23 protein-coding genes are annotated in these 24,620 nt (G+C 72.6%); 13 read left to right on the top strand and 10 right to left on the bottom strand.

Annotation, left to right across the window (positions count from 1 at the left end):
* From AC07CM_RS27060 to AC07CM_RS27080, 5 genes are read right to left on the bottom strand one after another with little or no spacing between them, the layout of a single operon-like run.
* Positions 1 to 1,173 carry an acyl-CoA dehydrogenase family protein gene (locus AC07CM_RS27060; protein WP_478879030.1) on the bottom strand — a complete coding sequence of 391 codons (1,173 nt, stop codon included), beginning with the start codon at positions 1,171 to 1,173 and terminating at the stop codon, positions 1 to 3.
* Between the two features lie 44 nt (positions 1,174 to 1,217).
* A complete protein-coding gene (locus tag AC07CM_RS27065; protein WP_478879031.1) occupies positions 1,218 to 3,272 on the bottom strand; it encodes an acetate--CoA ligase family protein in 2,055 nt (684 codons plus the stop codon).
* Position 3,273: 1 nt separating this feature from the next.
* A complete protein-coding gene (locus AC07CM_RS27070) occupies positions 3,274 to 3,465 on the bottom strand; it encodes a ferredoxin (protein WP_478879032.1) in 192 nt (63 codons plus the stop codon).
* A gap of 56 nt (positions 3,466 to 3,521) precedes the next feature.
* Positions 3,522 to 4,775, bottom strand: a complete 1,254-nt coding sequence (locus AC07CM_RS27075) for an NADH-ubiquinone oxidoreductase-F iron-sulfur binding region domain-containing protein (RefSeq protein WP_478879033.1) — start codon at positions 4,773 to 4,775, stop codon at positions 3,522 to 3,524.
* On the bottom strand, positions 4,772 to 5,209 hold the full coding sequence (locus AC07CM_RS27080) for a hypothetical protein (protein ID WP_478879034.1): 438 nt from the start codon (positions 5,207 to 5,209) through the stop codon (positions 4,772 to 4,774). The genes AC07CM_RS27075 and AC07CM_RS27080 overlap by 4 nt, the downstream gene beginning before the upstream one ends.
* 435 nt (positions 5,210 to 5,644) lie before the next feature.
* On the opposite strand from AC07CM_RS27080, the gene AC07CM_RS27085 reads away from it, so the two are divergent.
* The 9 genes from AC07CM_RS27085 to AC07CM_RS27125 all read left to right on the top strand — a co-directional run bounded on the left by AC07CM_RS27085 (position 5,645) and on the right by AC07CM_RS27125 (position 17,059).
* Positions 5,645 to 6,829, top strand: coding sequence for an aromatic ring-hydroxylating oxygenase subunit alpha (locus AC07CM_RS27085; RefSeq protein WP_478879035.1), 1,185 nt, complete (start codon positions 5,645 to 5,647; stop codon positions 6,827 to 6,829).
* Between the two features lie 174 nt (positions 6,830 to 7,003).
* Entirely contained in the window at positions 7,004 to 8,131 is a 1,128-nt protein-coding gene (locus AC07CM_RS27090) for a polyamine ABC transporter substrate-binding protein (RefSeq protein WP_478879036.1), read from the top strand.
* 1 nt (position 8,132) lies between these two features.
* Positions 8,133 to 9,032 carry an ABC transporter permease gene (locus AC07CM_RS27095; RefSeq protein ID WP_478879037.1) on the top strand — a complete coding sequence of 300 codons (900 nt, stop codon included), beginning with the start codon at positions 8,133 to 8,135 and terminating at the stop codon, positions 9,030 to 9,032.
* The gene (locus AC07CM_RS27100) at positions 9,029 to 9,910 is read left to right on the top strand and encodes an ABC transporter permease (protein WP_478879038.1); all 882 of its coding nucleotides are present in this window, start codon (positions 9,029 to 9,031) and stop codon (positions 9,908 to 9,910) included. The genes AC07CM_RS27095 and AC07CM_RS27100 overlap by 4 nt, the downstream gene beginning before the upstream one ends.
* A gap of 4 nt (positions 9,911 to 9,914) precedes the next feature.
* On the top strand, positions 9,915 to 10,985 hold the full coding sequence (locus AC07CM_RS27105; protein ID WP_478879039.1) for an ABC transporter ATP-binding protein: 1,071 nt from the start codon (positions 9,915 to 9,917) through the stop codon (positions 10,983 to 10,985).
* Positions 10,986 to 11,021: 36 nt separating this feature from the next.
* Positions 11,022 to 12,341, top strand: a complete 1,320-nt coding sequence (locus tag AC07CM_RS27110; protein WP_478879040.1) for a flavin monoamine oxidase family protein — start codon at positions 11,022 to 11,024, stop codon at positions 12,339 to 12,341.
* Positions 12,334 to 13,755, top strand: a complete 1,422-nt coding sequence (locus AC07CM_RS27115) for an aminobutyraldehyde dehydrogenase (protein WP_478879041.1) — start codon at positions 12,334 to 12,336, stop codon at positions 13,753 to 13,755. Before AC07CM_RS27110 ends, AC07CM_RS27115 begins: the two co-directional genes overlap by 8 nt.
* A gap of 158 nt (positions 13,756 to 13,913) precedes the next feature.
* Entirely contained in the window at positions 13,914 to 14,114 is a 201-nt protein-coding gene (locus AC07CM_RS27120; RefSeq protein ID WP_391837208.1) for a DUF6229 family protein, read from the top strand.
* 119 nt (positions 14,115 to 14,233) lie between these two features.
* Positions 14,234 to 17,059: a type 2 lanthipeptide synthetase LanM family protein gene (locus AC07CM_RS27125; RefSeq protein WP_478879042.1), complete on the top strand. Its 2,826-nt coding sequence runs from the start codon at positions 14,234 to 14,236 to the stop codon at positions 17,057 to 17,059.
* A gap of 24 nt (positions 17,060 to 17,083) precedes the next feature.
* Here the strand turns inward: AC07CM_RS27125 and AC07CM_RS27130 are convergent, their stop codons facing one another.
* Positions 17,084 to 18,790 (bottom strand): serine/threonine-protein kinase, encoded by a 1,707-nt coding sequence (locus AC07CM_RS27130; RefSeq protein WP_478879043.1) that lies wholly within the window; start codon positions 18,788 to 18,790, stop codon positions 17,084 to 17,086.
* Between the two features lie 105 nt (positions 18,791 to 18,895).
* Complete coding sequence (locus AC07CM_RS27135; protein WP_478879044.1) at positions 18,896 to 20,032, bottom strand: PP2C family protein-serine/threonine phosphatase; 1,137 nt, start codon at positions 20,030 to 20,032, stop codon at positions 18,896 to 18,898.
* Positions 20,033 to 20,265: 233 nt separating this feature from the next.
* Here AC07CM_RS27135 and AC07CM_RS27140 point away from each other — a divergent pair, with 233 nt between their 5' ends.
* Entirely contained in the window at positions 20,266 to 20,988 is a 723-nt protein-coding gene (locus AC07CM_RS27140) for an FAD binding domain-containing protein (RefSeq protein WP_478879045.1), read from the top strand.
* A 52-nt stretch (positions 20,989 to 21,040) separates the two neighbouring features.
* On the opposite strand, the gene AC07CM_RS27145 is transcribed toward AC07CM_RS27140, so the two are convergent.
* Entirely contained in the window at positions 21,041 to 21,652 is a 612-nt protein-coding gene (locus tag AC07CM_RS27145; RefSeq protein ID WP_478879046.1) for a TetR/AcrR family transcriptional regulator, read from the bottom strand.
* Between the two features lie 100 nt (positions 21,653 to 21,752).
* Here AC07CM_RS27145 and AC07CM_RS27150 point away from each other — a divergent pair, with 100 nt between their 5' ends.
* Positions 21,753 to 22,544 (top strand): SDR family NAD(P)-dependent oxidoreductase, encoded by a 792-nt coding sequence (locus tag AC07CM_RS27150; RefSeq protein WP_478879047.1) that lies wholly within the window; start codon positions 21,753 to 21,755, stop codon positions 22,542 to 22,544.
* A gap of 65 nt (positions 22,545 to 22,609) precedes the next feature.
* Here the strand turns inward: AC07CM_RS27150 and AC07CM_RS27155 are convergent, their stop codons facing one another.
* Positions 22,610 to 22,816 (bottom strand): hypothetical protein, encoded by a 207-nt coding sequence (locus AC07CM_RS27155; RefSeq protein WP_478879048.1) that lies wholly within the window; start codon positions 22,814 to 22,816, stop codon positions 22,610 to 22,612.
* Positions 22,817 to 22,928: 112 nt separating this feature from the next.
* Between AC07CM_RS27155 and AC07CM_RS27160 the strand changes: the two genes are divergently transcribed.
* The gene (locus tag AC07CM_RS27160) at positions 22,929 to 23,285 is read left to right on the top strand and encodes a PRC-barrel domain-containing protein (protein ID WP_478879186.1); all 357 of its coding nucleotides are present in this window, start codon (positions 22,929 to 22,931) and stop codon (positions 23,283 to 23,285) included.
* A 25-nt stretch (positions 23,286 to 23,310) separates the two neighbouring features.
* Positions 23,311 to 23,484 (top strand): hypothetical protein, encoded by a 174-nt coding sequence (locus tag AC07CM_RS27165; protein WP_478879049.1) that lies wholly within the window; start codon positions 23,311 to 23,313, stop codon positions 23,482 to 23,484.
* Positions 23,485 to 23,549: 65 nt separating this feature from the next.
* Here the strand turns inward: AC07CM_RS27165 and AC07CM_RS27170 are convergent, their stop codons facing one another.
* Positions 23,550 to 24,395, bottom strand: a complete 846-nt coding sequence (locus AC07CM_RS27170) for an SGNH/GDSL hydrolase family protein (RefSeq protein ID WP_478879050.1) — start codon at positions 24,393 to 24,395, stop codon at positions 23,550 to 23,552.
* Positions 24,396 to 24,620: the final 225 nt, after the last annotated feature.

The following is a 24,620-nucleotide window of genomic DNA, read 5'->3' on the forward strand; positions in this document are numbered from 1 at the left end:
TCAGTGCGTGGGCAGGGCCAGGGCGCGGGTCCCGCGCTTGACGAGCTCGTTGGCGATGATCAGCCGCTGGATCTCGGAGGTCCCCTCCCAGATCCGGTCGACGCGCAGCTCGCGGTAGATGCGCTCGACGGGGTAGGTGCGGTCGTAGCCGCGGCCGCCGAAGATCTGCAGACAGCGGTCGGCGACCCGGCCGGCTGCCTCGCTGGCGGCGAGCTTGGCGGTGGACGCCTTGGCGTGCAGCGTCTTGCGGTCGGTGCCCGGCTGGTCCGCCTCCCAGGCGACCTGGTGGGTGTAGGCGCGGTTCACGGCGATGTCCACGGCGCAGTCGGCGAGCATGCCCTGGATCAGCTGGTACGAGGCGATCGGCGCCCCGAACTGCTCGCGCTCCACCGCCCAGTCACGGGCGAGTCGCAGGGCCCGCTCGGCCGCGCCGACGGTGCGTGCCGCGATCATCAGGCGTTCGTCGGTGAACCATTCCTTGGTCAGTTCGTAGCCGTTGCCGACACCGCCGAGTACGTCCTCGTCGGCCACGAAGACGTTGGTGAAGGTGAACTCGGGATGCCCGTTGACCGCGGAGTGCATGAAGCGCGGCACGCGGGTCATCTCCACGCCCGGGGAGGCCTTGTCGACGAAGAACAGCGTGGGCAGCAGGTCGGGGCCGGCGTCCGCCTGCACCAGCAGGAAGTCCGCGATGTCTCCGCAGGTGACGAACCACTTCTCCCCGTTGAGCAGCCAGCCGCCGTCGGTGCGGGTGGCCGTGGAGGTCCCGGAGGACGGGTCGGAGCCGGCGCCGGGCTCGGTGACGGCGAACGCGTCGAACTTCTCCCCGCGGATGACGGGCAGCAGGTACTTCTCGCGTTGCCGCTCGTCGCCCTGGGCGAGGACGTTGGCGGGCCGCCAGGGGATGTCCCAGAGGCAGTTGGTGACCTTGCCGAACTCCTCCTCGACGATGACCTGGTCGAGCAGGCTCAGTCCGGCGCCGCCCCATTCGGCCGGCATGTTGATGGCGTAGACGCCGGCGTCCATGGCGGCCCGGGTCAGTTCGGTGACGAGCTGCTCGGGCAGGGGTCCGCCGGCCTGCTCGGACTGGTCCTCGTAACGCATGAGCAGGCGGGCGTAGTCGGCGGCGCGGCGCTTGAGGTCGGCCTGCTCGGGGGTGTAGCGCATGTCCATGGGGGCCTCTTCGGTCAGGGGTACGGCGGGTCGGGCGGGGCGGGTCAGGCGAGTACGGCTCGGGAGTCGAGGGCGAGGACCCCGTGCGGGCGGACGAGCAGCGGGTTCACCTCGATCTCGGCGATCTCCGGGTGCGCGGCGGCGAACGCCGTGATCGTCTCGACGGCCGCCGCGGCCGCGGCGACGTCCACGGACGGGCGGCCGCGCACCCCGCCGAGCAGGGCGGCGGTGCGCAGTCCGCGCAGGAGGTGCAGGGCGCGGTCGGCGGGCACGGGGGCCAGGGTGAAGGCGACGTCGTGCAGGGCCTCCGCCAGCACTCCGCCGAGGCCCACCATGGCGACCGGGCCGAAACGCGGGTCCCGGTTGACACCGACGATCAGCTCGATGCCGTCGGTCAGGTCCGCCATGGCCTCCACGGAGTAGGAGGAGGCGCCGAGCCGGGCGTGCATCTCGTGGAAGGCGGCGAGCAGTTCGGCCGGCTCTGCCAGGCCCAGGGCGACCCCGCCGGCGTCGGACTTGTGCAGGAGATGCAGGGCCTTCAGGACGTACGGGCCGGGGAACTCCTCGGTGACGGCGAGCAGTTCGGACTCGTCGTGGATCTCCCGGGCGGCCGGGAAGGGGAGTCCGGCTGCTTCGAGGGCCCGGCGGGTTTCCAGGTAGCCGCTCTCGCGCAGCGGGGGCGCGGGCCGGGGAAGAGGGGCGACGCCGGTGTGCGGTGCGCAGGGTGCCGCGGCGGCGAGGGCGCGGGCGGCGTCCTCGGTGGCGGAGAAGACCGGGATGCCCGCCGAGGCGAGGGTGCGGCAGCTGGGTGACTCGGGATACATCGACTGCACCACGAGCGGTTTCGCGATGGCGCGGTGCCGGGCCGCGATGAGGCGCGCGGCCTCCCGCTCGCCGTCGGCGAGCACCGTACCGCCTCCGCCGAGCCCGCCCTCGGCGGCCGCGTAGCCGCCGAAGTAGCCGGTCAGCAGGACGGCGTCGACCTCCTCGGCCGCCAGCAGCGCGGCGACGGTCCCGGCGTATGAGCCGGGGTCCTGCTCGCCCATGCCGGCGAGGTCCACCGGGTTGGCGACGGCCGACTGTTCCCACAGTGTCTCGCGCAGCCGGCGCCGTGTCGTTTCCGTGAGTTCGGGCACGGTCAGGCCGGCGGTCTCGACGGCGTCGGCCGCGATCACGCCGTGGCCGCCGCCGTCCGTGAGTACGGCGACCCGGCGGCCCGCCGCCCGCCGGGCCCCGCTCGACGCGGCCAGGACGACGGTGAGTTCGCGGGGGGTGGCGACCAGTTCCACTCCGGCGTCGCGGCAGGCCGCGCTCACCACGTCGGCCGACGTGGTCAGCGCCCCGGTGTGGGACTGGGCGCTGCGTGCGGAGGCGTCGCCGCGTCCGGCGGTGAGCAGCACCACCGGCTTCCCGGCGACGGCGGCCGCCTCGGCGAAGGCGCGTCCGTCGGCGAAGTCCTCCGCGTAGACCGCGATGGCCCGGGTGCCCTCGTGCCGGGCGCAGTCGGCGAGCAGGTCGACGAGGGTGACATCGGCCTGGTTGCCGAGCGAGACGAAGCGGGAGAAGCCGAGGCCGTGCGGGCGGAAGCGGAGCTGGAGTTCGAGGGCGAGGTTGCCGCTCTGGCTGAGGAGTGCGATGCCCCCGGGTGTGAAGGTGTCGGAGGCGAGGAAGAGGTCGGTGCTGTTGTCGGCGATCCCCAGGCAGTTGGGCCCGACCATCACGGCGCCCGCGGCACGTACGCGTTCGGCGACGGCCTGCTGGCGTGCCCGTCCCGCGTCGCCGGTCTCGGCGAAGCCGGCGGTGATCGCGACGATGGCCCGGGCCCCGCACCGCAGGGCTTCGTCGACGGCGTCCTCGAAGCCCGCGGCGGGCACGGAGACGACGGCCAGGTCGACGGGCTCGCCGATCGCGCTCAGGCTGGGGGCCGCGGTACGGCCGAGCACCGTGCCGCCGCGCCGGTTGACCAGGTGGACGGGGCGGCGGCCGTTCGCGCGGACGGCCTGCGCGGCGATGGCGTGACCGTACTTGGCCGGGTCGTCGCTGGCGCCGACGACGGCGACGGAGACGGGGTCGAAGAGCGCCGAAAGGTCGCGTCCCATGTCACTTCACCAACCGCAGCGCGGAGTTGGGGCAGGCGGCGACCGCGGCCACGGCGGCTTCCTCGCCGCCCTGCGGGACGTCGCTCTCGCGCACCTGTGCGTAGCCCCACTCGTCGAGGTCGATCAGCTCGGGCGCGGGTTCCTGGCAGAGGCCGTAGCCCTGGCAGCGGGTGGAGTCCATCAGGAGTTTCATGGTGCGGTCCTTTCGGTGCGGCGGGGTGAGGGTGCGTGGCGGGGCCCGGTTGCGGCTCAGGGCACCGGCACCGTGAATCGGCGTCCGTCCTCGGGCGCGGCGCCCGCGCAGGCGCGGCAGGCGGAGCCGCGGTGGGCGTCGACCCGGTCGGGGAAGTGGGCGAGGAGCGTGGCGGCGATGCGGGCGGTGGCGTCCAGGAGTCCGCAGGCCCCGCGTCCGGGCAGTTGCCGCGACCAGCGGTGCAACCGGCCGGCCGCGTCGTGGTCCGCCCGCCCGTGGGCGACTGCCGTGAGGGTTCTGGCCAGCGCTCCGGTGCCGGACACGCAGACTCCGCACTGCCGGGCGCTCTGCGCCGCGAGGTAGGCGGCCGCCTCGGCGGCCACCCCGACCGGGCAGTCCTCCGGGTGCAGGAAGTGCAGCGCCCCGCAGCCGAGGGCTCCGCCGGCCGCGCTCAGACCGTCGTGGTCGAGGGGAAGATCGGTCCAGCCGGCACCGTGCAGGCCACCGAACATGCCCCCCAGCAGCACTGCTTCGGCTCTGCCGTGTCCGCACAGGTCGGCGAGGACCTTGAGGTGGGTACCCGCGGGCGCCTCGATCAGCGCGCCCGCGCCACCGGGGCCCGAGACGGTCACCAGATGGGCTCCGGCGACGGCGTCCGCGGCCCCGGGGTGCGAGTGCGTGAGCGCGACACGTGCCAGCGTCTCCACGTTGGCGACGAGGGTGGGCGCGCCGCCGACACCGCTCTCGAAGGGGCGCGGGGGCTTCGCCGTGGGCAGTGCCGGGCCTCCGTCGACACGCCGTACGACGGCGGTCTCCTCCCCCGCGACATAGGTGTGCTCCGTACGGACGACGTCGACGGGCGGCTGGGGACGGCGCTCGGCGAGCGCCCGGCGCACGGCCCGCTCGGCGGGCGCGTCGGAGAGGTACACACAGCCGCGGGCGGCTCCGGTCATGGCGGCGGCCAGCCGGATGCCGTCCAGGACCGCGTGCGGCCGGTGGCGCAGCAGCCAGCGGTCCTTCACGGAGCCCGGCTCGCCCTCCTCACCGTTGGCGACGACGACCGCCGGGCCCGGTGCGTCACGCACCGCACGGATCTTGAGAGCGGCGGGGAATCCGGCTCCGCCACGGCCGCGCAGTCCCGCAGCGGCGAGCCGGTCGAGCAGGCGGTCGGGCGCGGGCAGCGGCGCGTAACCCCCCGCGGCCAGATAGCGGGAGAGGTCCTCGCTGCCGCCGGACAGCCCGGTGCCGGAGGGCAGCGGGTCGAGGAGGCCGGGCCGTCCGTCGGGGAGGAGGGAGAAGACGCCGGTCATGCGGTGCTCCTGGGTTCGGAGTGGCTCGAGGGGCCGGAGGGGCCGGGGCCGGTGCGGGCTCTGAGCCGTACCAGCGCCCGTTCCAGATCGCGCCGCTGCGTGGCGGTGCGCACGTATCCGGCGCCCGGCAGGCCGATCAGCATCCGGTGGTGATCGAGGACGACCTCGCCCGCCACCAGTGCCGCCCGCGGGTCGGCGGGCGCGGATCCCTCCCCGGCCTCGACCACCAGGTCGGTGACCTCGCGGAGGTAGCGCAGCCAGCCGCGCTGCGTGCCGCGCAGCACCAGCCGCTCGACGCGGTGCCGCTCGGCGGCGACGAGGGCCGCCTGCGGGCGGCCGGCCGCCGGGGCCCGCAGGGCGGCCACCGCGGCGGGCAGTTCCTGTTCGGGCTCGGGCGTGAGGCCGAGCCATACCAGACTTCGGCGAGCGCTCATGCGTGCCTCCTGGGTCGCACCGTCTGCGGGTGGTCCGCCGGACGGGGTGGCGCGGCGATGGCGTGGACGGAAGGTGCTCCGACGCCGTGACGAGAGGGGCGGGGAGCTGTGCGGGGCGACCGGCCGGGGCCGTGCGTCTCCCGGGGACCGGGGTGTCCGGACCGGACACCCGACGCGGCGCGGAATCTGGTCCGCAGGCTTGCGGAATGCGTGCGGGGCCTTCTGTGGCCCCGGTCGTCCGCCTGCCCCGACACTAACTAACTAATTAGTCAGCCCACAAGTCTTGACTTGCCACCCGGACCGCCCCACTCTGACTAACCAATTAGTCAGCCGGATCCGGCAGGCCCGAGCCGCGCCAGGCCCTGGACCCGCCGTTCGCTCCGGCCACAGCCTCACCGCCCATCGCCGCCGTCGCGGCGCGGAGGAGGACCCCACATGCACCCCTCGACCACCCGGGCAGCCGACGCCGTCTCCCCTGCCCCGCCCGAGCCGCCCCCCGAACGCGGACACCCCGGGGAAGCACTGCCCGCCCGCTACTACACCGACCCGGCCGTCGCCGAGGCCGAGACCGAGCACATCTTCGCGAGGTCCTGGCAGCTCGCCTGCCACGAATCCGACCTCCCCGAGCCCGGCGCCCGCCTCACCGCCACCGTCGCAGGCCGTGAGGTCCTGATCGTCCGGACCGAGGACGGCGGCCTCGCCGCCCACCTCAACGTCTGCCGGCACCGCGGCACCCGCCTGGTCACCGCTCCCGAACCGTCGGGCAAGGCGATCCGGTGCCCGTACCACGGCTGGACCTACAAGCTGGACGGACGACTCGTCGGCGCCCCCGAGGCGCGCCGCATCCCCTGCCTGGACAAGCCACGGCTCGGGCTGCACCCGGTCAACGTGGAGTCCTTCCTCGGCTTCGTCTTCGTCAACCTCGACCTCGAGGCGGCGCCGCTCGCGAAGACCTGCGCCGGTCTCGCCGAGGCCGTCGGCCGCTACGCCGGGCCCGGCCTCGTCCCCGTCGGCAGGCACCGCATCCACGACCAGGCGGGCGGCGAGGAGCAGCACGCCAACTGGAAGGTGATCGTCGACAACTACCTCGAGGGCTACCACGTCCCCGTGGCCCATCCCGCGCTCATGCGGCTGCTGGACTACCAGGCGTACACGGTGGACGTGCAGGAGAACTACGTCCTGTTCGAGTCACCACTGCGCGACAAACCATCCTCGAACTGGACGGAACGGCTCTATCAGCGCCTGGCGTCCCCGATGCCGGGGCTGACCGAGGCCGACCGGCGCGTGTGGCGCTACGCCGTGATCTACCCGAACACGCTCATCGACTTCTACCCTGACCACGTGCTCGCGTGGACCGCCCTGCCCACCGCCCAGGACCGGGCGGCGATCCCCGGCGGCTTCTACACCCGGCACGGGGAGAGCGTCCGCACCCGGCTGGCCCGGCGGCTGAACATCCACATCGGCTGGGTCACCAACGACGAGGACGCCGAGCTGGTGGAGCGCGTGCAGGCCGGACTGCGCACGCCCGGCTTCGAGCCGGGTCCGCTCTCGGAGCGCGAGGCCGCCGTCGGCTGGTTCGCCCGCCGGGTCCGGGACGACCTGGAGGGGCACACCGCGTGACGCCCCCCGCACCGCATCCCTCTCGCGTGCTCCTCCCGTCGGGCTTACCCCTCCCCCGCTGACACGCGTCCGCACCACCCCAGACCGGTCTTCACTGCGGAGTCAGGGCCCGTAGCGAGCCGACCAGCCGGTCCGCCCTGGACTTGTGCCGTTCCTCGACGGAGAGGACGCTTCATGTCCCCCGTTCCACCCACCCCACCGACCCGCCGCGCGGTCCTGCGCGCAGGCGCCTGCGGGCTGCTGGGCGCCGCGGCCGCCGGCTGCGGGTTCATGCCCGCCCCCAAACCCGACGCCGAGCAGCTCGCCCCGGTCCGGGCGCGCGTCGACGGCGACCTCGTCTACTTCAACTGGGCCGACTTCGTCGACCCGTCCGTCTTCAAGGGGTTCGAGAAGGAGTACGGCGTCAAGGTCGTCCAGTCGAACTTCGACTCGATGGAAGGCATGGTCGCCAAGCTCAACGCCGGCAACCGCTACGACATCATCTTCCCCACCGCCAAATGGGCCCAGCGCCTGGTGCGCGGCGGCCGGCTGCGCCGCATCGACCACAGCCAACTGAGCAACGCGCACGCCGTGTTCGGCACGTACACCTACTACGCGGACCCGTGGTACGACCCGGGCTCCGCGCACACCGTCCCGTTCACCGCCTACAAGACCGGCATCGGCTGGCGCCGCGACCGGATCGGCGAGCTGACCGGCTCCTGGAAGGACCTGTGGAGCGAACGGGCCAGGGGCAAGGTCTTCCTGCTGGACGACCGCGACGAGGTGCTCGGCATGGGCGCCCTCGATCTCGGCCTGGACGTCAGCACCGGGAACACCGGCGACCTCGACCGGATCACGTCCCTGCTGAGCACCCTGCGACCGCGGCTGCGCGGCTTCTCCAGCGACAGCTACAACAACCTCCTCAACGGCAACGCCGTCATGACCCAGGCCTGGAGCGGCGACATGGCCGCCATGCTCAACCAGGCCAAGGACCCCTCCGTCTTCGGCTTCCAGGCCCCCAAGGAGGGCACACCGATCAACTCCGACTGCTACGCCATCCCCTGGAACGCCCCCCATCCCGGCACGGCGATGCTCTTCATCGACTACATGCTGCGCCCGGAGAACGTGAAGAAGAACATCGAGTACATCGGCTACCCGATGCCGGTGGCCGGCTCCGAGAAGACCTACGCCGACCTGGTCAAGCCCTTCCCCGAGTGCCTGGTCACCGAGGCCGACCTGAAGGCGGACCTGTTCTTCCGCAACGGCAGCCGCGCGGCGGAGGACGCCCGCGACACCGCCTGGACCCATGTGAAGGCGGGCTGACATGGCACTGCCGCGCCCCTCCTCGCGCACCCGCCGCCGCGGTCCGAACGCCACCGGCACCCGCATGTGGACCTGGTTCATGCTGCCCGGCACCCTGTGGATGACCGGGTTCCTGATCGCCTCGCTGGTCCTCGTCGCCGTCCTCGCGGTCGGCACCACCGACGAGCTCGGCAACCCGCGCTTCGGCTTCGACCTGTCCGCCGTACGCGCCCTCGCCGACCCCGCCTACACCGAGGTGCTGGCCCGCTCCCTCGGCTACGCGCTGCTGACCTGCCTGATCTGCCTGCTGATCGCCTACCCGGTGGCGTACACCATCGCCCTGTACGGCGGCCGGTACAAGCACGCGCTGATCGCCGCGATCGTGGTGCCCTTCTTCGCCAACTACCTGGTCCGCATGTACGGCTGGTCGGTGGTCCTCTCCGACGACGGACCCGTGCTGCGCGCGCTGCGCGCGGTCGGACTGGCGGACGGGAACACGAAGATCCTCAACACCGGTGTCGGCGTGGTCGCGGGACTCGTCTACGGCTTCGTGGTCTTCATGATCATCCCGCTGTACGCGGCCCTGGAACGGCTGGACGTCTCGCTCATCGAGGCCGGCCGCGATCTGTACGGCGGCCCGGTACGCACCTTCCTCTTCGTCACCCTGCCCGCGACCCGGCAGGGCGCGGCGGCCGGGCTCGTCCTGGTCTTCCTGCCCGCCATGGGCGACTTCGTCAGCGCACAGCTCATGGGAGGACCGGACCAGATCATGATCGGCAACCTCATCCAGGACAAGTTCTTCCAGGGCCAGAACTGGCCGCTGGGCTCCGCACTGACCATGCTGCTGATGCTGGTCCTGCTGATCGGGATGTTCGGCTACCTGCGACGCACCCGCAAGGACGAGGCGGAGGCCGGCCGATGACCCTGCTGCGCCTGCCCTCCGCCACCGCTCCCGGCCGCACCCCCGCCCGGACCCGCACCCGCCGCGGGCGCGCCGACCGCAGGCCGCGGATCCTGATCGCCGTCACCGGGCTGTTCTTCGCGCTGCTCTACGTGCCCATCGCCGTGGTGGCCCTGTTCTCCTTCAACTCCAAGAAGTCCCTGACCGTCTTCGGCGGTTTCAGCCTGCGCTGGTACCGCGCCTTCGCCCACGACGACGTGCTCATCGCCTCGCTGGGCACCAGCCTGCGGATCTCCCTGGTGGCGATGGCCGGTTCGGTCGTCCTCGGCGTGGCGCTCGCGCTCGGCCTGGTGCGCTGCCGCACCCGGCTGGGCTCACTGGCCGGCCTGATCATGCTGGTGCCGCTGATCACACCGGAGATCGTCACGGGTGTCGCGTCGATGCTGCTGTTCAAGGGCCTGGGCGTGGCCCTGTCGACCGGCACGGTGATGCTCGCCGAGATCACCTTCTCCATCTCCTACGTCACCGTCATCCTCCGTTCCCGGGTCGCCGCGCTGAACCCCGAGGTGGAGGAGGCGGCGATGGACCTCGGCGCCACCCGCTGGCAGGCGGTCCGCCTGGTGACCCTGCCCGCCCTGCTGCCCGCCGTGCTCGCCTCCGCCGTCCTGATCTTCGCGCTCGTCTTCGACGACTTCGTCCTCGCCTACTTCACCACCGGCGTCGACCCCCAGCCGCTGTCGGTACGGATCTACTCGGCGATCCGCTTCGGCGTACAGCCCACCATCAACGCGGTCGGCACGCTGATGCTCGCGGGATCCGTCGCGCTGATCGCCCTGGCCCTGTTCATCCCGCGCCTCTTCGGCCGCCGCGGCGGCCTCGACATCCTCTCCGGGGAGTGACTCCATGGACGCGACCCCCGCGGTCCGGCTCGACGGCGTCTCCAAGCAGTTCGCCGACTCCTACGCCGTGCACCGGCTCGACCTCGACATCGAGGGCGGCCACTTCTTCTCCCTGCTGGGCCCCTCCGGCTGCGGCAAGACCACCACGCTGCGCATGATCGGCGGGTTCAGCGACCCCACCGAGGGGTCGGTGCTGCTCGCCGGCGAGGACGTGACGGCGCTGCCGCCCAACCGGCGCAACGTCAACACGGTCTTCCAGAGCTACGCGCTGTTCGACCACCTGAGCGTCGCCGACAACGTCGCCTTCGGGCTGAAGCGCAAGGGCGTCGCCAAGGCCGAGCTGCGCCGGCGCGTCGGCGAGATGCTGGACCTGGTCCAGCTCGGCGGCCTCGCCGACCGCAAGCCGCGCACGCTCTCCGGCGGTCAGCGGCAGCGCGTCGCCCTGGCCCGGGCGCTGGTGAACCGTCCGGCCGTCCTGCTCCTCGACGAGCCGCTTGCCGCCCTCGACCTGAAGCTGCGCCGGCAGATGCAGGTGGAGCTCAAGCAGATCCAGCGCGAGGTCGGCATCACCTTCGTCTTCGTCACCCACGACCAGGACGAGGCACTGACCATGTCGGACCGGATCGCCGTGATGAACGAGGGCCGCATCGAGCAGTGCGGTACGCCCGAGGACGTCTACGAGCATCCCGGCAGCCGGTTCGTGGCTTCCTTCCTCGGCACGTCCAATCTGATGACCGGCACCTACCGGGGTGGTGAGGTCGCCCTGGAGACGGGTCCGGCGCTGCCGGTCGGCGCCCGGACCGGCATCGCGGACGGCACGGCCGTCAGCGTGTCCGTGCGGCCCGAGAAGATCTGGCTGTCCGACTTCGAACCGGGCATGTCGATGCTGCGCGGTGTGATCCGCGAGACCGTCTACAGCGGCCCGACCACGACCTACCTGATCGAACTCGCCCCGGGCGTCACGCTGTCGGTGCTGGAGCAGAACACGGCCCGGGCGCGCATGGAGGACCGCTGGAGCGGTGGCGAGACGGTGGAGTTCGGCTGGCGGCCCGAGCACTGCCTGGTGCTGGCCTGAGCCCCGAATCCGCCCTTACCGACGAAAGCGAAGCTGATGCATCACGATGTGATCGTGCTCGGCGCGGGGCTTGCCGGGCTCACCGCCGCCCGGGACCTGGCCGCCGCCGGCACCGACGTGCTGGTCCTGGAGGCCCGGGACCGGGTCGGCGGGCGGGTCGAGCAGACCCGGACGCCCGACGGCCGTACCGTCCAGCTGGGCGGTGAGGTGGTCGGCCACGGGCACACCGCCTATCTCCGGCTCGCCAAGGAACTCGGCCTCGAACTGGTCCCGAGCTATGTCGCGGAGCCCGGCCGTATCACCCGTGCCACGCCGGAGGGCCGCTCTGCCGGGGACCCGCCGCACTGGTTCGGCCCGGGGGACGCGGTACTGCACGAGCAGCTCGGTGCGGAGTTCACCAGGCTGGCCGCCACGGTCGATCCCGACGACCCCTGGTCGCATCCGGAGGCGGCCGCCCTGGACCGGCTGTCCGTGGCCGGCTGGCTGCGCTCGCGGCATGCCACGCCCGCCGTGGTGCGCCTGTGGGAGATCGGTCAACTCGCCCTGGCCGGCGGTTCCTACGAGCGGATCTCGCTGCTCGCCGCGTTGCGCAAGAGCGCCGCGGTCCCCGGTTCCGGCAGGGGTGACTACGACTACGACGACTGGGAGGGCCTGCGGCTGGCCGAGGGTTCGGCGACGCTCGCCGAGGTCCTGGGACGCGAACTGGGCCCGCGGATCCGGCTCGGCTCACCCGTCGCCGCCGTGGACGTACGCCCCGGGCGCTGTGCCGTACGGCTGGCCACCGGGGAAGTCCTCACCGCGGCGGCCGTGGTGAGCGCCCTGCCGGTGGGGCCGCTGCGTTCCGTCGCCGTCAGCGGCGTGAGCGAGGACCGCCTCGCCTCCCTGCACCGGCAACGCCAGGCGGTCGCGGCCAAGTTCGCGGCCGTGTACGAGTGTCCCTTCTGGCGGGGCGACGATCTCAGCGGCCTGTCCGAGGCCGAGGGGGTCCTCGGCAGCACCTGGCCGCAGGGCGAGGGCATCCTGTCCGCGCTGATCCCGCCCGAGCGCTACGGGATCCTGCTGGGCACTCCACCCCAGCTGCGCACCCCGGAACTGCTCGCCGAGATCGCCGCCATGTTCGGCGACGAGGCGCTGCGGCCGGCCGCCTGCCACCTGCGGCTGTGGGGCACCGACCCGTGGACCCAGGGGTACGTCACCCAGTGGTCACCCGGTGAGGTCATGGCGGTCGGGCCGTTGCACGGTACCCACGAACCGCCGTTCTACGTCTGCGGCTCCGACCAGTGGGTCGCGGGGTACATGGAGGGCGCCGTCCGCACCGGCTGCGCCGCCGCCGAGGAGGCGCTGCGCCGTGGCTGAGAACTCCCGCCTCAACCTCATCGGCGGAAAGGAGCTGCCGGCCGCCTCCGGTGCCACCTCGCAGCTGGTCGACCCGGCCACCGCGCTCCCCCACGGCACGGCCCCCCTCTCCGGGGCCGAGGACGTGGACGCCGCCTGCCGGGCCGCGCAGCAGGCGCTCCACGACTGGTCGGCCACGACCCCGTCCCGGCGGCAGTCCGCGCTCCTGGGCATCGCCGACGCCGTGGAGCGGGAGGCGGACGCGCTGGCCGGTGCCGAGGTGACCGACACGGGCAAGCCGCGCGCCCTCTTCCTGGCCGACGAGCTGCCCGCGATCGCGGACGTGTTGCGTTACTTCGCGGGAGCCGCCCGCAACCTGCCGGGTGCCGCGGCCGCCGAGTACACGCCGGGCCGCACCTCCGTCCTGCGGCGGGAGCCGGTCGGCGTCTGTGCGCAGATCACCCCCTGGAACTACCCGCTGATGATGGCCGTCTGGAAGGTCGCCCCGGCCCTGGCCGCCGGCAACACCGTCGTGCTGAAGCCGTCCGACACCACGCCCTCCTCCGCGACGCTCCTGGCCCGGCTGGCCGCCGAGCACCTGCCGCCCGGGGTGCTCAACGTGGTGTGCGGCGACCGCGACACCGGTCGCGCCCTGGTCGCCCATCCGGACGTGCGGCTGGTCGCCGTCACCGGCAGCGTCCGCGCCGGCCAGGAGATCGCCGCCGCGGCGGCCGCCGATCTCAAGCGACTTCACCTCGAACTCGGCGGCAACGCACCGGTGCTGATCCACCAGGACGCCGATCTCGACGACGCGGTGGAGCAGTTGTCGTCGCTCTCCTTCTACAACGCCGGCCAGGACTGCACGGCGGCCACCCGGATCCTGGTGCACGAACGGATCCACGACGCCTTCCTCGACGCCTTCGCGCGGCGGGCCGCGCAGCGCCTGCCCGGCGCCCCCGACGACGAGCACGCCGACTTCGGCCCGCTGGCGAACGCGCCCCAACTTGCCGCCGTGAGGGGCCGGCTGGAGCGCCTGCCCGCCCATGCCGAGGTCGTCACGGGCGGCGCGGCCCTCGACCGGCCCGGCTACTTCCACCAGGCCACGGTGGTCGCCGGGGTACGGCAGGACGACGAGATCGTACGGAGTGAGGTGTTCGGCCCGGTCGTCACCGTCCAGCCGTTCACCGAGGAGTCCGAGGCCTTGCGCATGGCGAACGCCGTCCCCCAGGGGCTGGCCGCGAGCGTCTGGACCCGCGACCACGACCGGGCCATGCGCGCGAGCAGGGCACTGCACACCGGCATCGTCTGGGTCAACACCCATGGCACGACAGTCTCGGAGATGCCACACGGCGGAGTACGTCACTCCGGCTACGGCAGTGACCTGTCCCTCACCGGCCTACTCGACTACACACAGGTCAAGCACGTCATGCTGTGAGGGCGCGGAGGGCAGGCCGTACCGCCTCAGTTTCATTCAGGAGGCGTCAGTATTACCACTGGACTGTGGCTGGATCGCGCATCTGACGGGTGTTCGGACATCGCGATACTCAGGGCTGGGCAATCCGCCCCCACTTTCCCGCCTTCGAAGGGCCACTGATGTCTCAGACCAGTGTTCACACCGCCGCAGTGCTCGAAGCGTGGTTGTCCGGCGCCGAGAGCGCCTACGGGCAGCTCAACCCCGCCGGACCGCTCTACGTCGGCGGCGCCGCCGCGGAGGCAGCGCTCACCGACCCGAGTGACTCCCTGTACGGCTTCTGTTCCAGCCCTAGCGGGTCGCGCGGCAGCTGGTGCTGCTGATCGTCCGCGGTGCCTTCGGGTTCCGGGTGGGGAGCTGCGTGCCCGCGCGGCTCCCCGCGCCTTCCATGGGTGGTGCCTGGCAGGGCGCGAATCGTGCGGTGGAACAGGGAGGTCGAGTGGTGAGCGGATCGGCGCCGGACAGTGCGGAGGAAGCGGAATGGTTCGACCGGCCCGTACGGAGCATCGCCCGTCCGTGGCGGGAGGACCTGGCCCGGCGGCTGGCGGTCGTGACCATCCTCGGCCGGGAGGAGCGGGACGTGCTGCTGGAGGCCGGACACACCGCTCTGCTCAGGTCGTTGCACGCCAAGCTCTCCCGTCTGTTCCTCGTCGAACTGCACGCGCTGCGCATGGCGGCGGGCGCCGGTCCGGACACCGGGGAGATGGGCCCGGACACGCGGACGTGGACCGCGTTCATCGAGCAGGCCGCCGAGGACGGCTATCTCGACAAGCTGGCCGGCCGGTATCCGGGCATCGGCGTGCGGATCGCCTCGGTGGGACGGATGTCGGTCGCGGCCACGGCCGCTCTCGCGGAGCGGCTCGCCGCTGACCGGGAACGGCTGCGGCCCCTGCTCGGGGGACCCGCGGGGCCGATACGTGCCGTGGCCTTCGGGGCGGGCGACAGCCACCGGGGCGGACTGACCGTCAGCCGGGTCGACTTCGCCGGTGGGAGCGTCATGTACAAGCCCCGGCCGTCCGAGGCGGACATCGCCCTGGGCGCGCTGCTGGACGAGCTGTTCTCGGACTTCCCCGGCGCCCCGGCACCCGGCGAACGCATCAGGGTGCCCCGGACGCTGGCCCGCGAGGGCTACGGCTGGGCCGAGTTCGTCCACCACCGGTACTGCGCCGACGACGCCGAACTCGCCGCGTTCTACCGGAGCATGGGGCACTGGCTGGCCGTTCTCCGGTTCGCGGGCGGCACCGACATGCACGCCGAGAACATGATCGCGGCGGGACCGGTGCCGATGATCGTGGACGCCGAGACGCTCTTCGACTCCCCCGCGCCCTTCCCGCCCAGCGGCCGGGGCGACGCGGTCGACGTGGCCGCGGCGGCCATCCGCCGCACGGTCCTGCGCACCGGGCTGCTGCCCGTTCGGGGCACCGGATTCGCGCTCGGCGGGGTGGACATCTCCGGGGTGGGCGCACTGCCCGGCCAGCAGCCGCTGATCCCGAGCCCGGTGATAGCGGACGGGGGCACCGCGGCGGCCCGCTTCCAGGTGGACCTGGTGGCGATGCCCACCGCGGGCAACCATCCCAGCCCCACTCCCGTGCTGAGCGCCTACTGGGACCGGATCCTGGCCGGCTTCCGCGAGATGACCGCGCACCTGCGCCGGCCGGGCGTGGACCCGCACCGGCTGCTGTCCCGCTTCGAGGGGGCGCAGGCGCGGCGGATCCTGCGACCGACACAGGCGTACGTCGACATCGGCCGGATGCTGTGGCACCCGGCGTCGCTGCACGACGAGGCGACGGCCGTGGAGCGGGCCCGGGACATCCTGCGGCGCAACGCCGAGGTGCTGCCCGGAGCGCCGACGGACCAGGCGGCCATCGACGGCGAGATCGCCGACCTGCTGGCCGGCGACGTGCCGATGTTCGGCTTCACGGTGGACGCCGCCGCGGTCCGGAAGACGGTCGAGGACTGGCGTACCGCCGACCTCGCCCTGGAGGAGTCGGTGATCCAGGACGCCCTGGTGGGCGCGTACCTGAACGAGCGTTCGTTGCCGGCGCGGGTGCAGGCCGCCGCCGTCGGCCCGCACGCGCGGGACCGGGAGCGGCGCCGCCGGGAGCTGGCCGCGCGGATGGTCCGCCGGCTGTGCGACGGGGCCGTGCGCGGTGCGGACGGCACGGTCACCTGGATCAGCCCCGTCTTCACCCCGGCGGGATGGTCCATCAGGGTGCTGCCCGCCGACCTCTACACCGGGCAGGGCGGGGTGGTCCTGACGCTCGCTGAGTATCTGGCCGAGGTGCGGGCCGGACGCGCGCACGAGGTACCCGCCGTCGCCGAGACGTTCGAGGGCGCGCTGCGCGTCCTCACGGGCACCGAGGACCGGACCCCGACGCCGTCGTCCGGGGCGTTCAGTGGCGCCGCGTCGCAGGTGTGGACGTGGATGGCGCTGCACCGGGTGCTGGGTGAGGACCGGCTGCTGGAGCGGGCCGCGCAGCGGGCGGTGCTGCTCGAGGGCCGGCTGGTCGAGGAAGACGTCGAGGTGGATCTCCTCAACGGGGCGGCCGGTGGCGTCGTCCCGCTGCTCAACCTGGCCGCGGCGACCGGGCAGCACCGGTGGCTCGCCGCCGCCGCGCACATCGGTCGCCGGCTGGCGGGGCTGGCCACGGTCGATGCCGCCGGTGCCCGCTGGGCGACCCGGCTCAACCCGGAGGGCATCGGCGGCTTCGCGCACGGCGCCACCGGTATCGGCTGGGCACTGGCCCGGCTCGCCCTGAGCGACGCGGGATCCGCGGCCGAACGGCGCGGCTGGGGCGACCTCGCCGAGCGGGCCTTCGCCTACCAGGAGTCCCTGTGGCAGCCCGGACACGGCAACTGGCTCGACGTGCGCGTCGGCGCCGACGAGGACTTCTTCACCAGCTGGTGTCACGGCAGCGCGGGGATCGGGATCGGCATGCTCGACCTGCACCGGCGCACCGGTGATCCGGCCCGCCTCGACATGGCCCGGCGTGCCGCACGTGCCTGCGCCGCCGAGGGCTTCGGCTGGAGCCACACGCTGTGCCACGGCGACCTCGGCCTCTGGCAGTTCCTCACGTCCATGGACTTCGGCGACCGCGACGAGCTCGACGGCGAGATCCTGACCGGTCTCGAACAGCGCGGCCCGGTCGGTGGTCTGGCCCGGGAGGCGTTCTCCCCCAGCCTCATGTCCGGCCTCTCGGGAGTCGTGCACACCCTGCTGCGCATGCACCGCTCGGCCGCCCTGCCCGATCCTCTCCTCCTCGACTGAGCGGGGAGGAGAGGTGACCGCGGCTCAGCCCTCGCTGGGCATGACCCTGAGGGTCCTGCCCTGCGGGCTCGCCTTGAGGTAGCCGCTCTGGCCATGGGCGTTGCCGAGGTAGACGGACATCGAGGCCGGGTCGCCGAAGGTGTCGTCCGGCAGGTTCACCACCAGGTAGCGGGTGGTCACATGGTCGACCTTCAGCTTCCGCTCGCCCTCGGCCAGCAGGGACGGGACCTTGTCCCAGTCGAAGTCGTCCAGCGCGAGAGAGTGCTGTCCGCTCGTCAGCGAGTTGCTGATGATGTCCTTCTGGACGCCCTGACCCGGACGGTAGGTGTACGAGTCGTACTGGGTGTCGCTGCCCTTCACCATCAGGTCGGCCAAGACGTACCCCGGATACACCGTGAGCGAGCCGAACCGGTTCCGGCCGGTCTCCTTCTTGAACGCGCTGATCGCGGTGCGGATGCCGGACGGGGTCAGCAGGTTCGTCGTCGTGCCGGCCCGCTCCTTCGCCGAGGGCGTGACGTCCGTGGCGGCCGATGCACTGGCCGGCGGAGGTGTGGTGGCCGAGTTGCCGGAGCCGCCGGACGCCGAGGACCCGGACTTCTGGGAGCCGCCGTCCGGCAGCAGATTCCAGACGAGGACCCCGGCGAGCGCGACTCCGGCGACGGGCAGGCCGACCAGCGTCCAGCGCCTCCGGCGGTCCGGCCGCACGGGCACGGTGGGGGACGCGGGACGCGCGCCGCCCGGGCCCGGGTACGTCGACGCGGCCGGGGGTGCGTCGTACGGCCCCGACGACATCGTGGGTGCGGGGCCGAAGCCCGTGGGTGCCGGGCCGGGAACCGGCGCCGCGTACGGGGTGTTCAGGTGGTAGGAGGTGGGCGGCTCGGCCTCGTGGGCGGCGCCGCCCAGCATGCGCTCGAGTTCCTCGGCGCCTGGGCGTGCCGCGGGGTCCCGGACGAGGACCCGGGTCAGGACGTCCCGCAGCGGACCGGCGTTGACCGGCGGCGGGATGTCCTCGCTGAGGACGGCGGCGAGCGTCGCCAGGGTCGTGCCCCGGCGCAGCGGGTGGTGGCCCTCCACGGCGGTGTAGAGCATCATCGCCAGGGACCACAGGTCCGACGCGGGTCCGCCGTCCTTGCCGGATACGCGTTCCGGTGCCATGTAGTCGGGTGTGCCGATGACCGATCCCGTGGCCGTGAGCGTCGTCGCCTCACGGATGGCCGCGATGCCGAAGTCCGTCAGCACCGGGCGGCCGTCGGGCCGCAGCAGCACGTTCGCCGGTTTCACGTCCCGGTGCTGGATACCGGCCTCGTGCGCGGCGCGCAGCGCGCCCAGCACCTCGCGTCCGATCCGCGCCGCTTCCCGAGGGCCCATCGGTCCCTGCGCGAGGCGGTCGGCGAGGGAGCCGCCGGTGACGAGTTCCATGACGATCCAGGGGTAGCTTCCCGGACCCCCGTCGACGACGTGGTGGATGGTCACGACATTGGGGTGGTCGACACGGGCCAGCGCTCGCGCCTCGCGCAGGACGCGCTCCCGCAGCATCCCGGCGGCCTCCGGGTCGTACTCGGCGAGATCCGGATCGGGCGGCCGGACCTCCTTGACGGCCACGCTCCGCTGCAGCACGAGGTCCCTCGCGCGCCAGACCAGCCCCATACCGCCACCGCCGAGCCGTGCTTCCAGCTCGAACCGCCCGTCGACAACCCGTCTACCGCTGTTGTCGCTGCCCTCTCCGCTCATGCGCCGGAGCTTAGTTGCCACCGCCGTCGGCCGAGGTGGCAACCCCCGTCGCGGAAGCGCGGACCGTCCGTCCGCCTGCCAGGGCCCGGACGACAAGGCCGGTCCCTACAGGGGCCGCCGGTGACGGTGGCTCCGGTGGGTTTCCGACACCCGGCAGAGCGCGATGAGCGCGGCGTCGTCGTCGAGGCGTCCCCCGACATGCGCGAGGAGATCGCGCCGGATGTGATGCAGAAGCTGTTCGGGACTGTCACCGGCCCACTGGGCGGCGCGGGACGCGAGCGGATAGAAGGCTCCGGCGGCGTCGCGGGCCTCGATGACGCCGTCGGTGTAGAGCAGCAGGGTGTCACCGGGCTCGAAGGAGAACGCGTCGAGGGTGTATTCGGCCCCTTCGGGTCCGTGGATGCCGAGCGGGGGCGCCGGATGCACGGGGATCATGACGGCGTTGGCGGAGCTGAGCAGCAGGGGCGGAGGGTGGCCGCAGCTCAGGATCCGGGTGATCTGGTCCGTGTCCGGGACCTCCACCAGCAGCACGGTGGCGAACCGCTCCCCCGTCTCCTCGGCGGGCTCGATGTCGGGCAGGTTGCGGGCCACGCTCTGTTCCAGGGCGCCGGCGAGGGCGGGCAGGGTGGTGTGGTGGTGGGCGGCCTCCCGGAAGGCCCCGATGAGCAGGGCGGCCTCGCCGATCGCGGACAGGCCCTTGCCGCGCACGTCTCCGATCATGACCCGCACACCGCTGTCGGTGGGCGTGGCGGCGTAGAGGTCGCCGCCGATCTGGGCCTCGGCCTCGGCGGCCAGGTACAGGCAGGCTATCTTCATGGAGCCGATCTGCTCCGGCAGCGGCCACAGCAGCACGTGCTGCGCGGCCTCGGCGACCATGCGCACCTGGGCCAGCTGGCGTCGGCGCCGGTCACGCATCACGCAGTAGAACACGGTCATGGCCGACAGGACGGCCAGGGCGAGGATCTGCACCAGCACGTTGCGTGAGAACAGCACGCCGAAGTGCCAGCCGATGTACGCCTGCGCCCCCACGGCCAGGACCCCCACCAGCCCGGTCAGCCACGGACCGGCGAACGACGCCGTGATCGCGGGGGCGATGACCAGCAGCGGACCGAGATGGATGTCGGCCGGGACCAGCTGGTCCACCACCGTGATCACCACGATGAGGAGGAGCGGGATCACCAGCAATGCGTGGCTCGACTGCCACGGCTGCCGCAGCCCGACCAGACCTCGCCGAACATCCACATCTTCCACATTGCACCACTGCGCGACGGCGGACGACCGGTGCGCGCCGCCGCCGGGGCGCCGCGGCCCACCTGCGGAACGGGTCGTCCCGGCAGGTGCGAGGAAGCCCGGCATGCTCGCGTGAGCCCTGCATGCGCCCCTGCCCGCGCGACAAGAATGCGCCATGCCGCCGGACGGGCGACCGGTGCCCGGCCTCCCGTCGCCCAACTCTTCAGGAAGGCAGGTCGGTTGCGATGCTGTTGCGGCTGCCCACCTCCGTGTCGGAGGCCCGGGAGTGCCTGGCCGAGGGAGCCGTGCCGATCGGCGGGGCCACGTTGCTGTGGGCCGAGTGGCAGCGGGACGGGTTCCCCGCACTGGCCATGTCGTTGCGCGGTCTCCCGGAGGCCAACGTCGTCGGGCGCGGGACGCTGGGCGCCGCCGTGGTGCTGAACCGGATCGACGACCGGGTACCGGACGTCCTGCGCCTGGCCGCCGCCGGCGTCGGGACCGGTGCCGTGCGCCGGACTGCGACGGTCGGCGGCAATCTCGTGGGCAGCACGCTGCGCTGTCTGCTGCCCGCGGCGCTCGTCCTGGACGCGCGTGCGTCGGTGCTGGGACCGGAGGGTGTACGGGAGATCGATCTGGCCGAGTTGACGGCCAAGCGCCCCCTCCTGCTGAGCCTGCGCTGGCGTGAGCCCGTCGCCAGCGCCTACCGCAAACTGCCCGCCGAAGCGGGGGGCCGCCCGCCGCTCGTCGTCGCCCTGGCCGTGCACACCGGCGGCGCCGGAGACAGCCGCCTACGTGTCGCCGTGCGCGACGGATACGACGTGGTCAGCGGCAGCGCCCCGGGCGACGCCGGCGGCGAGGACGCGCTGTGCACGCTCCGGGGGACGGAACTGGGTGATCTTCCCGGCGCCGCCTGGGAGTTCGTGCGCGACGAGGTCGCGGCGCTGCTGGGTCCTGCCGCCGGCCGATGAGCGGGGCCCACGGCCTACCGGACGGCGACCGGCGCGGCTCGCGGCACTCGGATCAGCCCTGGTCCACGGAGGACGCCGCCTGCTCGGCAGTCCGGCCGACCGTCCCCCGGGCGAGCAGCAGGAGGGCGTCGACCAGGTCCTCCGCGGGGCTGCCGGTGGCCAGACGGCGTAGTTGCAGGCCCATCACCAGGGCGACCGTGGTGGCCGCGAGGCGTTCCGCGTCAGGCACGCCGAGGGCGGTGAGGATCTGCGCGGCAAGCCGGTCGTAGGCCCGGAACGCCTCCGCGGCCGCCTCCCGCAGTCGCTCGTCGCGTCCGGCGTGCAGGTACAGCTCGAACGGTGCGAGGTGGGCGCTGTCGAGTGCCGTGCCGCACGCGACCTGACCGGCCAGGGAGGCCGCGTCCTCGATGTCGATGTCCTCGGTCTGGCACTGGTCGGCCAGCTCGGTGAAGTAGCGGGCCTCCTCGCGTACGAAGTGCAGCAGGCTCTCCCGCAGCAGGTCGTGCTGGGTCTCGAAGTGGTAGGTGACCGAGCCGAGTGACACCCCGGCTTCCCTGGCGATCCGCCTGTTGGTGACCGCCGCCACCCCGTCCTCGCCGATGATCCGCAGGACGGCTGTGATGATGCGCTGGCGCGTCGTGGTGGCGAGGGCGGCGTTCGACATGCCACGCATTGTTCCATCAGCGCTCGCTCCGCCACGACGGTGGACAGGACTGCCCGTCCTCCCTATTGTTCGTTCGAACGAACAGAACTGGAGGGTAACCATGCAGATCGCCGGGGCGACTGTTCTGCTGACCGGGGTCACGGGCGGCATTGGTGGCGCGCTCGCCGCCGAGATGTCCGCGCGCGGGGCGGATCTCGTACTCACCGGACGGCGGGCCGAGGCGCTGAAACCCCTCGCCGATCGTTACGGTGCGCGGACCATCGTGGCCGATCTCGGCGACCCCGACGACGTACAGCGACTCGCGGAGGAAGCCGCGGACACGGACATCCTCATCGCCAACGCGGCCCTGCCCTCCAGCGGCGACGTGCTGGACTACACGCCCGGGCAGATCGACCGGGCGCTCGCCGTGAACCTGCGCGCACCCGCGATGCTCGCACGGCTGCTCGCGCCCGCCATGGTGAGCGCCGGGCGCGGGCACATCTGCTTCGTCGGATCGCTGTCGGGGATGGCGGCCACCAAGTCGTCGTCCCTGTACAACGCGACCAAGTTCGGCTTGCGCGGGTTCTCCCTGGCCTTCCGCCAGGATCTGCACGGCACGGGCGTCGGCGTCTCGATCGTGCAGCCGGGCTTCGTCCGCGACCTGGGGATGTTCGCGAACACCGGTTCTCCGACGCCCGGTGGTGTGCGCACCGTCGCGCCGGAACGGGTCGTCAAGGGTGTGACGCGGGCGATCGAGCGCGATGTCGCCGAGATCAACGTGGCGCCGCTCGAACTGCGGTTCCTCACCAAGGTCGCGTCGCAGTTCCCGGGGTTCGCGGAGCGGGTGCAACGGCTGGCCGGGGCCGAGCAGACCATGAACTCGATCGTGGCGGCACAGCGGTCGAGCCGCTGAGTCACGTCGCTCGGCGCGGACCCGCCGCCGGAGGGCGGATGCGTCCGGCCCGAGCGCCGGGGCGCTCAGTGCACCCAGTCGCCCGGGCCACCGCCCCGCCACTCGATCCATTCCGCGCTCGCCACGTCCTCCGGTTCCACGTCCTCCAGGCCCGCGCCGCGCAGGAACTCGACGATGTCGAGCATCGTGTACGCCATCCCGACGAAGGAATCGGCGACGCGGACGCGGCGACCGCCGTCCGGTGCGGAGGGGTACACGATCACCTGGGGCATGGCGCCACCCTCGCCCGCGGCCGATCGTGCCGCACTCGGGGCACCGCCGTTCGGGCAGGGGGATGACATCACCGGCGCAATGGTGGGTACCCGCTCCTGGCGGAGGTCAATGATGTTCGAGGCAGGCGATATCCGTGAATGGCGGGGTCACGACGTGCTGGACCCCGGCGGTCACAAGATCGGCGTTCTGGAGTCGGTCTACGTCGACACAGCCACCGACAAGCCGTCGTTCGCCGCGGTGACCGTGGGCCTGCCCACCCGTCGCCGGCTGGCGTTCGTACCGCTCGCCGGGGCGACGGTCGGCCCGGGCTATCTGAAGGTCGCCCACAGCAAGGACGTGGTCAGGAAGGCTCCCGCGATCGACCGGGACGGCGAGCTGCGTGCCACGGAGGAGCCGGGTGTCTTCGCACACTACGAACTGGACTATGCGCCGGGTACCGGCGGCGAGCGACGCCTGGCCCGCCGTTGACGCGCCGTGGCCGTCGGGAGGTCCGATGAGCTTGTTCCTGCTCCTGATCATCGTCGCCATCATCCTGGGGATCATCGGGTTCGCCGTTCATGGCCTGTTCTATCTGCTGGTCATCGGCGCCGTCGTCCTCGTGGTCGATCTCGTCTACGGCGCGATGCGCTTCCGCCGAGGGGGAAGGAAGCACCGCCTCGCCCGTTGACCCGTGACGCCCCGATCCACGCTGTGCCCCCGGCGCCTCGGCGACCGGGGGCACGGCGGTGCCGGTCAGGACAGGCCGAGAACGGTGAGGGTGCGCTCGGCCATGCGCTGCTCCCCGAGCGCGTTGGGGTGGACGGGGACGATGTTCTGCCCGAACAGGAGCGGTTCGATCCAGCGGGTGCCGGCGGCCTTGCACGCGTCGTGTCCCTCGGACGCCTGCGCGAAGTCCACGAAGGTCGCCCCGGTCTCCTCGGCGGCGCGCTCGACCACGGCGTTGAGGTGGGTCTGCAGGGCGCGCAGGTACGGCACGTCGCCGGAGGCGATCGGCAGCTTGACGAAGCACGACGGGTCCGCCGTGGCGGGCGTGATCCACGGGTATCCCAGCACCGCCACGCGGGCGTCGGGCGCCTTGGCGCGGACACTGCGCAGCGCGGTCTTGAGCGCGGGATAGGTGTTCGTGTCGATCGCGTCGTCGAACGAGCTGCCGTACTTGTCCTTGCACGGGCTGCCCTTGCCGCCGCTGAGGACGCCCGCGGTTCCGCAGGAGAGGATGGCGTTGATGAACGTGCCGTTGTCGTTGCCGCCGATCGTCAGCGTCACCAGGTCGGTGTCCGCGGTGACCGCGTCCACCTGAGGGGCGACTCCCGGGTACTGCGCCCCGGTGAAGTCCTTGGTCTGGGCGGCGCCGCAGGTGACGTCCGTCAGGTGGGCCTTCGTGCGCGAGGCGATGACGTGCGGGTAGTTGGCGGTGGAGCGCAGGCAGAGCAGGTTGGTGGGGTCGACGGGGAGAACGCCGGAGGCGGCGCTGTAACTGTCGCCGAGGGCGGCGTAGTCCAGGGGTGTGGTGGCGTGGGCGGCGGTGCCGGTGACGCTGAGGGCCAGTGCACCGGCGGTCGCGATTGTCGCGGTCATGACACGGCTCAGGGCATGCATGGGCAGGGTGCTCTCTCTTCTCGGGACGGATACACGAAAGCGGGCGGGCACAACGGCGCCCGGGGCGTGCTGGGTTCGCGAGAATGCGGCGGCTCGAGCAGGCGGGGTGCGGTCGACGGCACGTGGGCGAGAAGGCGCACGTCGCCGGCCGCGAAGGACCGGTCGCGGGATTACCGCGCGGTTCTACTGATAGGTAATGTGCGG

Source organism: Streptomyces sp. NPDC044061 (assembly GCF_056434305.1).

Coding starts and splice junctions, on each gene's coding strand:
- AC07CM_RS27060 (WP_478879030.1), bottom strand. CDS start 1,173: ATGGACATGCGCTACACCCCCGAGCAGGCCGACCTCAAGCGCCGCGCC.
- AC07CM_RS27065 (WP_478879031.1), bottom strand. CDS start 3,272: ATGGGACGCGACCTTTCGGCGCTCTTCGACCCCGTCTCCGTCGCCGTC.
- AC07CM_RS27070 (WP_478879032.1), bottom strand. CDS start 3,465: ATGAAACTCCTGATGGACTCCACCCGCTGCCAGGGCTACGGCCTCTGC.
- AC07CM_RS27075 (WP_478879033.1), bottom strand. CDS start 4,775: ATGACCGGCGTCTTCTCCCTCCTCCCCGACGGACGGCCCGGCCTCCTC.
- AC07CM_RS27080 (WP_478879034.1), bottom strand. CDS start 5,209: ATGAGCGCTCGCCGAAGTCTGGTATGGCTCGGCCTCACGCCCGAGCCC.
- AC07CM_RS27085 (WP_478879035.1), top strand. CDS start 5,645: ATGCACCCCTCGACCACCCGGGCAGCCGACGCCGTCTCCCCTGCCCCG.
- AC07CM_RS27090 (WP_478879036.1), top strand. CDS start 7,004: ATGTCCCCCGTTCCACCCACCCCACCGACCCGCCGCGCGGTCCTGCGC.
- AC07CM_RS27095 (WP_478879037.1), top strand. CDS start 8,133: ATGGCACTGCCGCGCCCCTCCTCGCGCACCCGCCGCCGCGGTCCGAAC.
- AC07CM_RS27100 (WP_478879038.1), top strand. CDS start 9,029: ATGACCCTGCTGCGCCTGCCCTCCGCCACCGCTCCCGGCCGCACCCCC.
- AC07CM_RS27105 (WP_478879039.1), top strand. CDS start 9,915: ATGGACGCGACCCCCGCGGTCCGGCTCGACGGCGTCTCCAAGCAGTTC.
- AC07CM_RS27110 (WP_478879040.1), top strand. CDS start 11,022: ATGCATCACGATGTGATCGTGCTCGGCGCGGGGCTTGCCGGGCTCACC.
- AC07CM_RS27120 (WP_391837208.1), top strand. CDS start 13,914: ATGTCTCAGACCAGTGTTCACACCGCCGCAGTGCTCGAAGCGTGGTTG.
- AC07CM_RS27130 (WP_478879043.1), bottom strand. CDS start 18,790: ATGAGCGGAGAGGGCAGCGACAACAGCGGTAGACGGGTTGTCGACGGG.
- AC07CM_RS27140 (WP_478879045.1), top strand. CDS start 20,266: ATGCTGTTGCGGCTGCCCACCTCCGTGTCGGAGGCCCGGGAGTGCCTG.
- AC07CM_RS27145 (WP_478879046.1), bottom strand. CDS start 21,652: ATGTCGAACGCCGCCCTCGCCACCACGACGCGCCAGCGCATCATCACA.
- AC07CM_RS27150 (WP_478879047.1), top strand. CDS start 21,753: ATGCAGATCGCCGGGGCGACTGTTCTGCTGACCGGGGTCACGGGCGGC.
- AC07CM_RS27155 (WP_478879048.1), bottom strand. CDS start 22,816: ATGCCCCAGGTGATCGTGTACCCCTCCGCACCGGACGGCGGTCGCCGC.
- AC07CM_RS27160 (WP_478879186.1), top strand. CDS start 22,929: ATGTTCGAGGCAGGCGATATCCGTGAATGGCGGGGTCACGACGTGCTG.
- AC07CM_RS27165 (WP_478879049.1), top strand. CDS start 23,311: ATGAGCTTGTTCCTGCTCCTGATCATCGTCGCCATCATCCTGGGGATC.
- AC07CM_RS27170 (WP_478879050.1), bottom strand. CDS start 24,395: ATGACCGCGACAATCGCGACCGCCGGTGCACTGGCCCTCAGCGTCACC.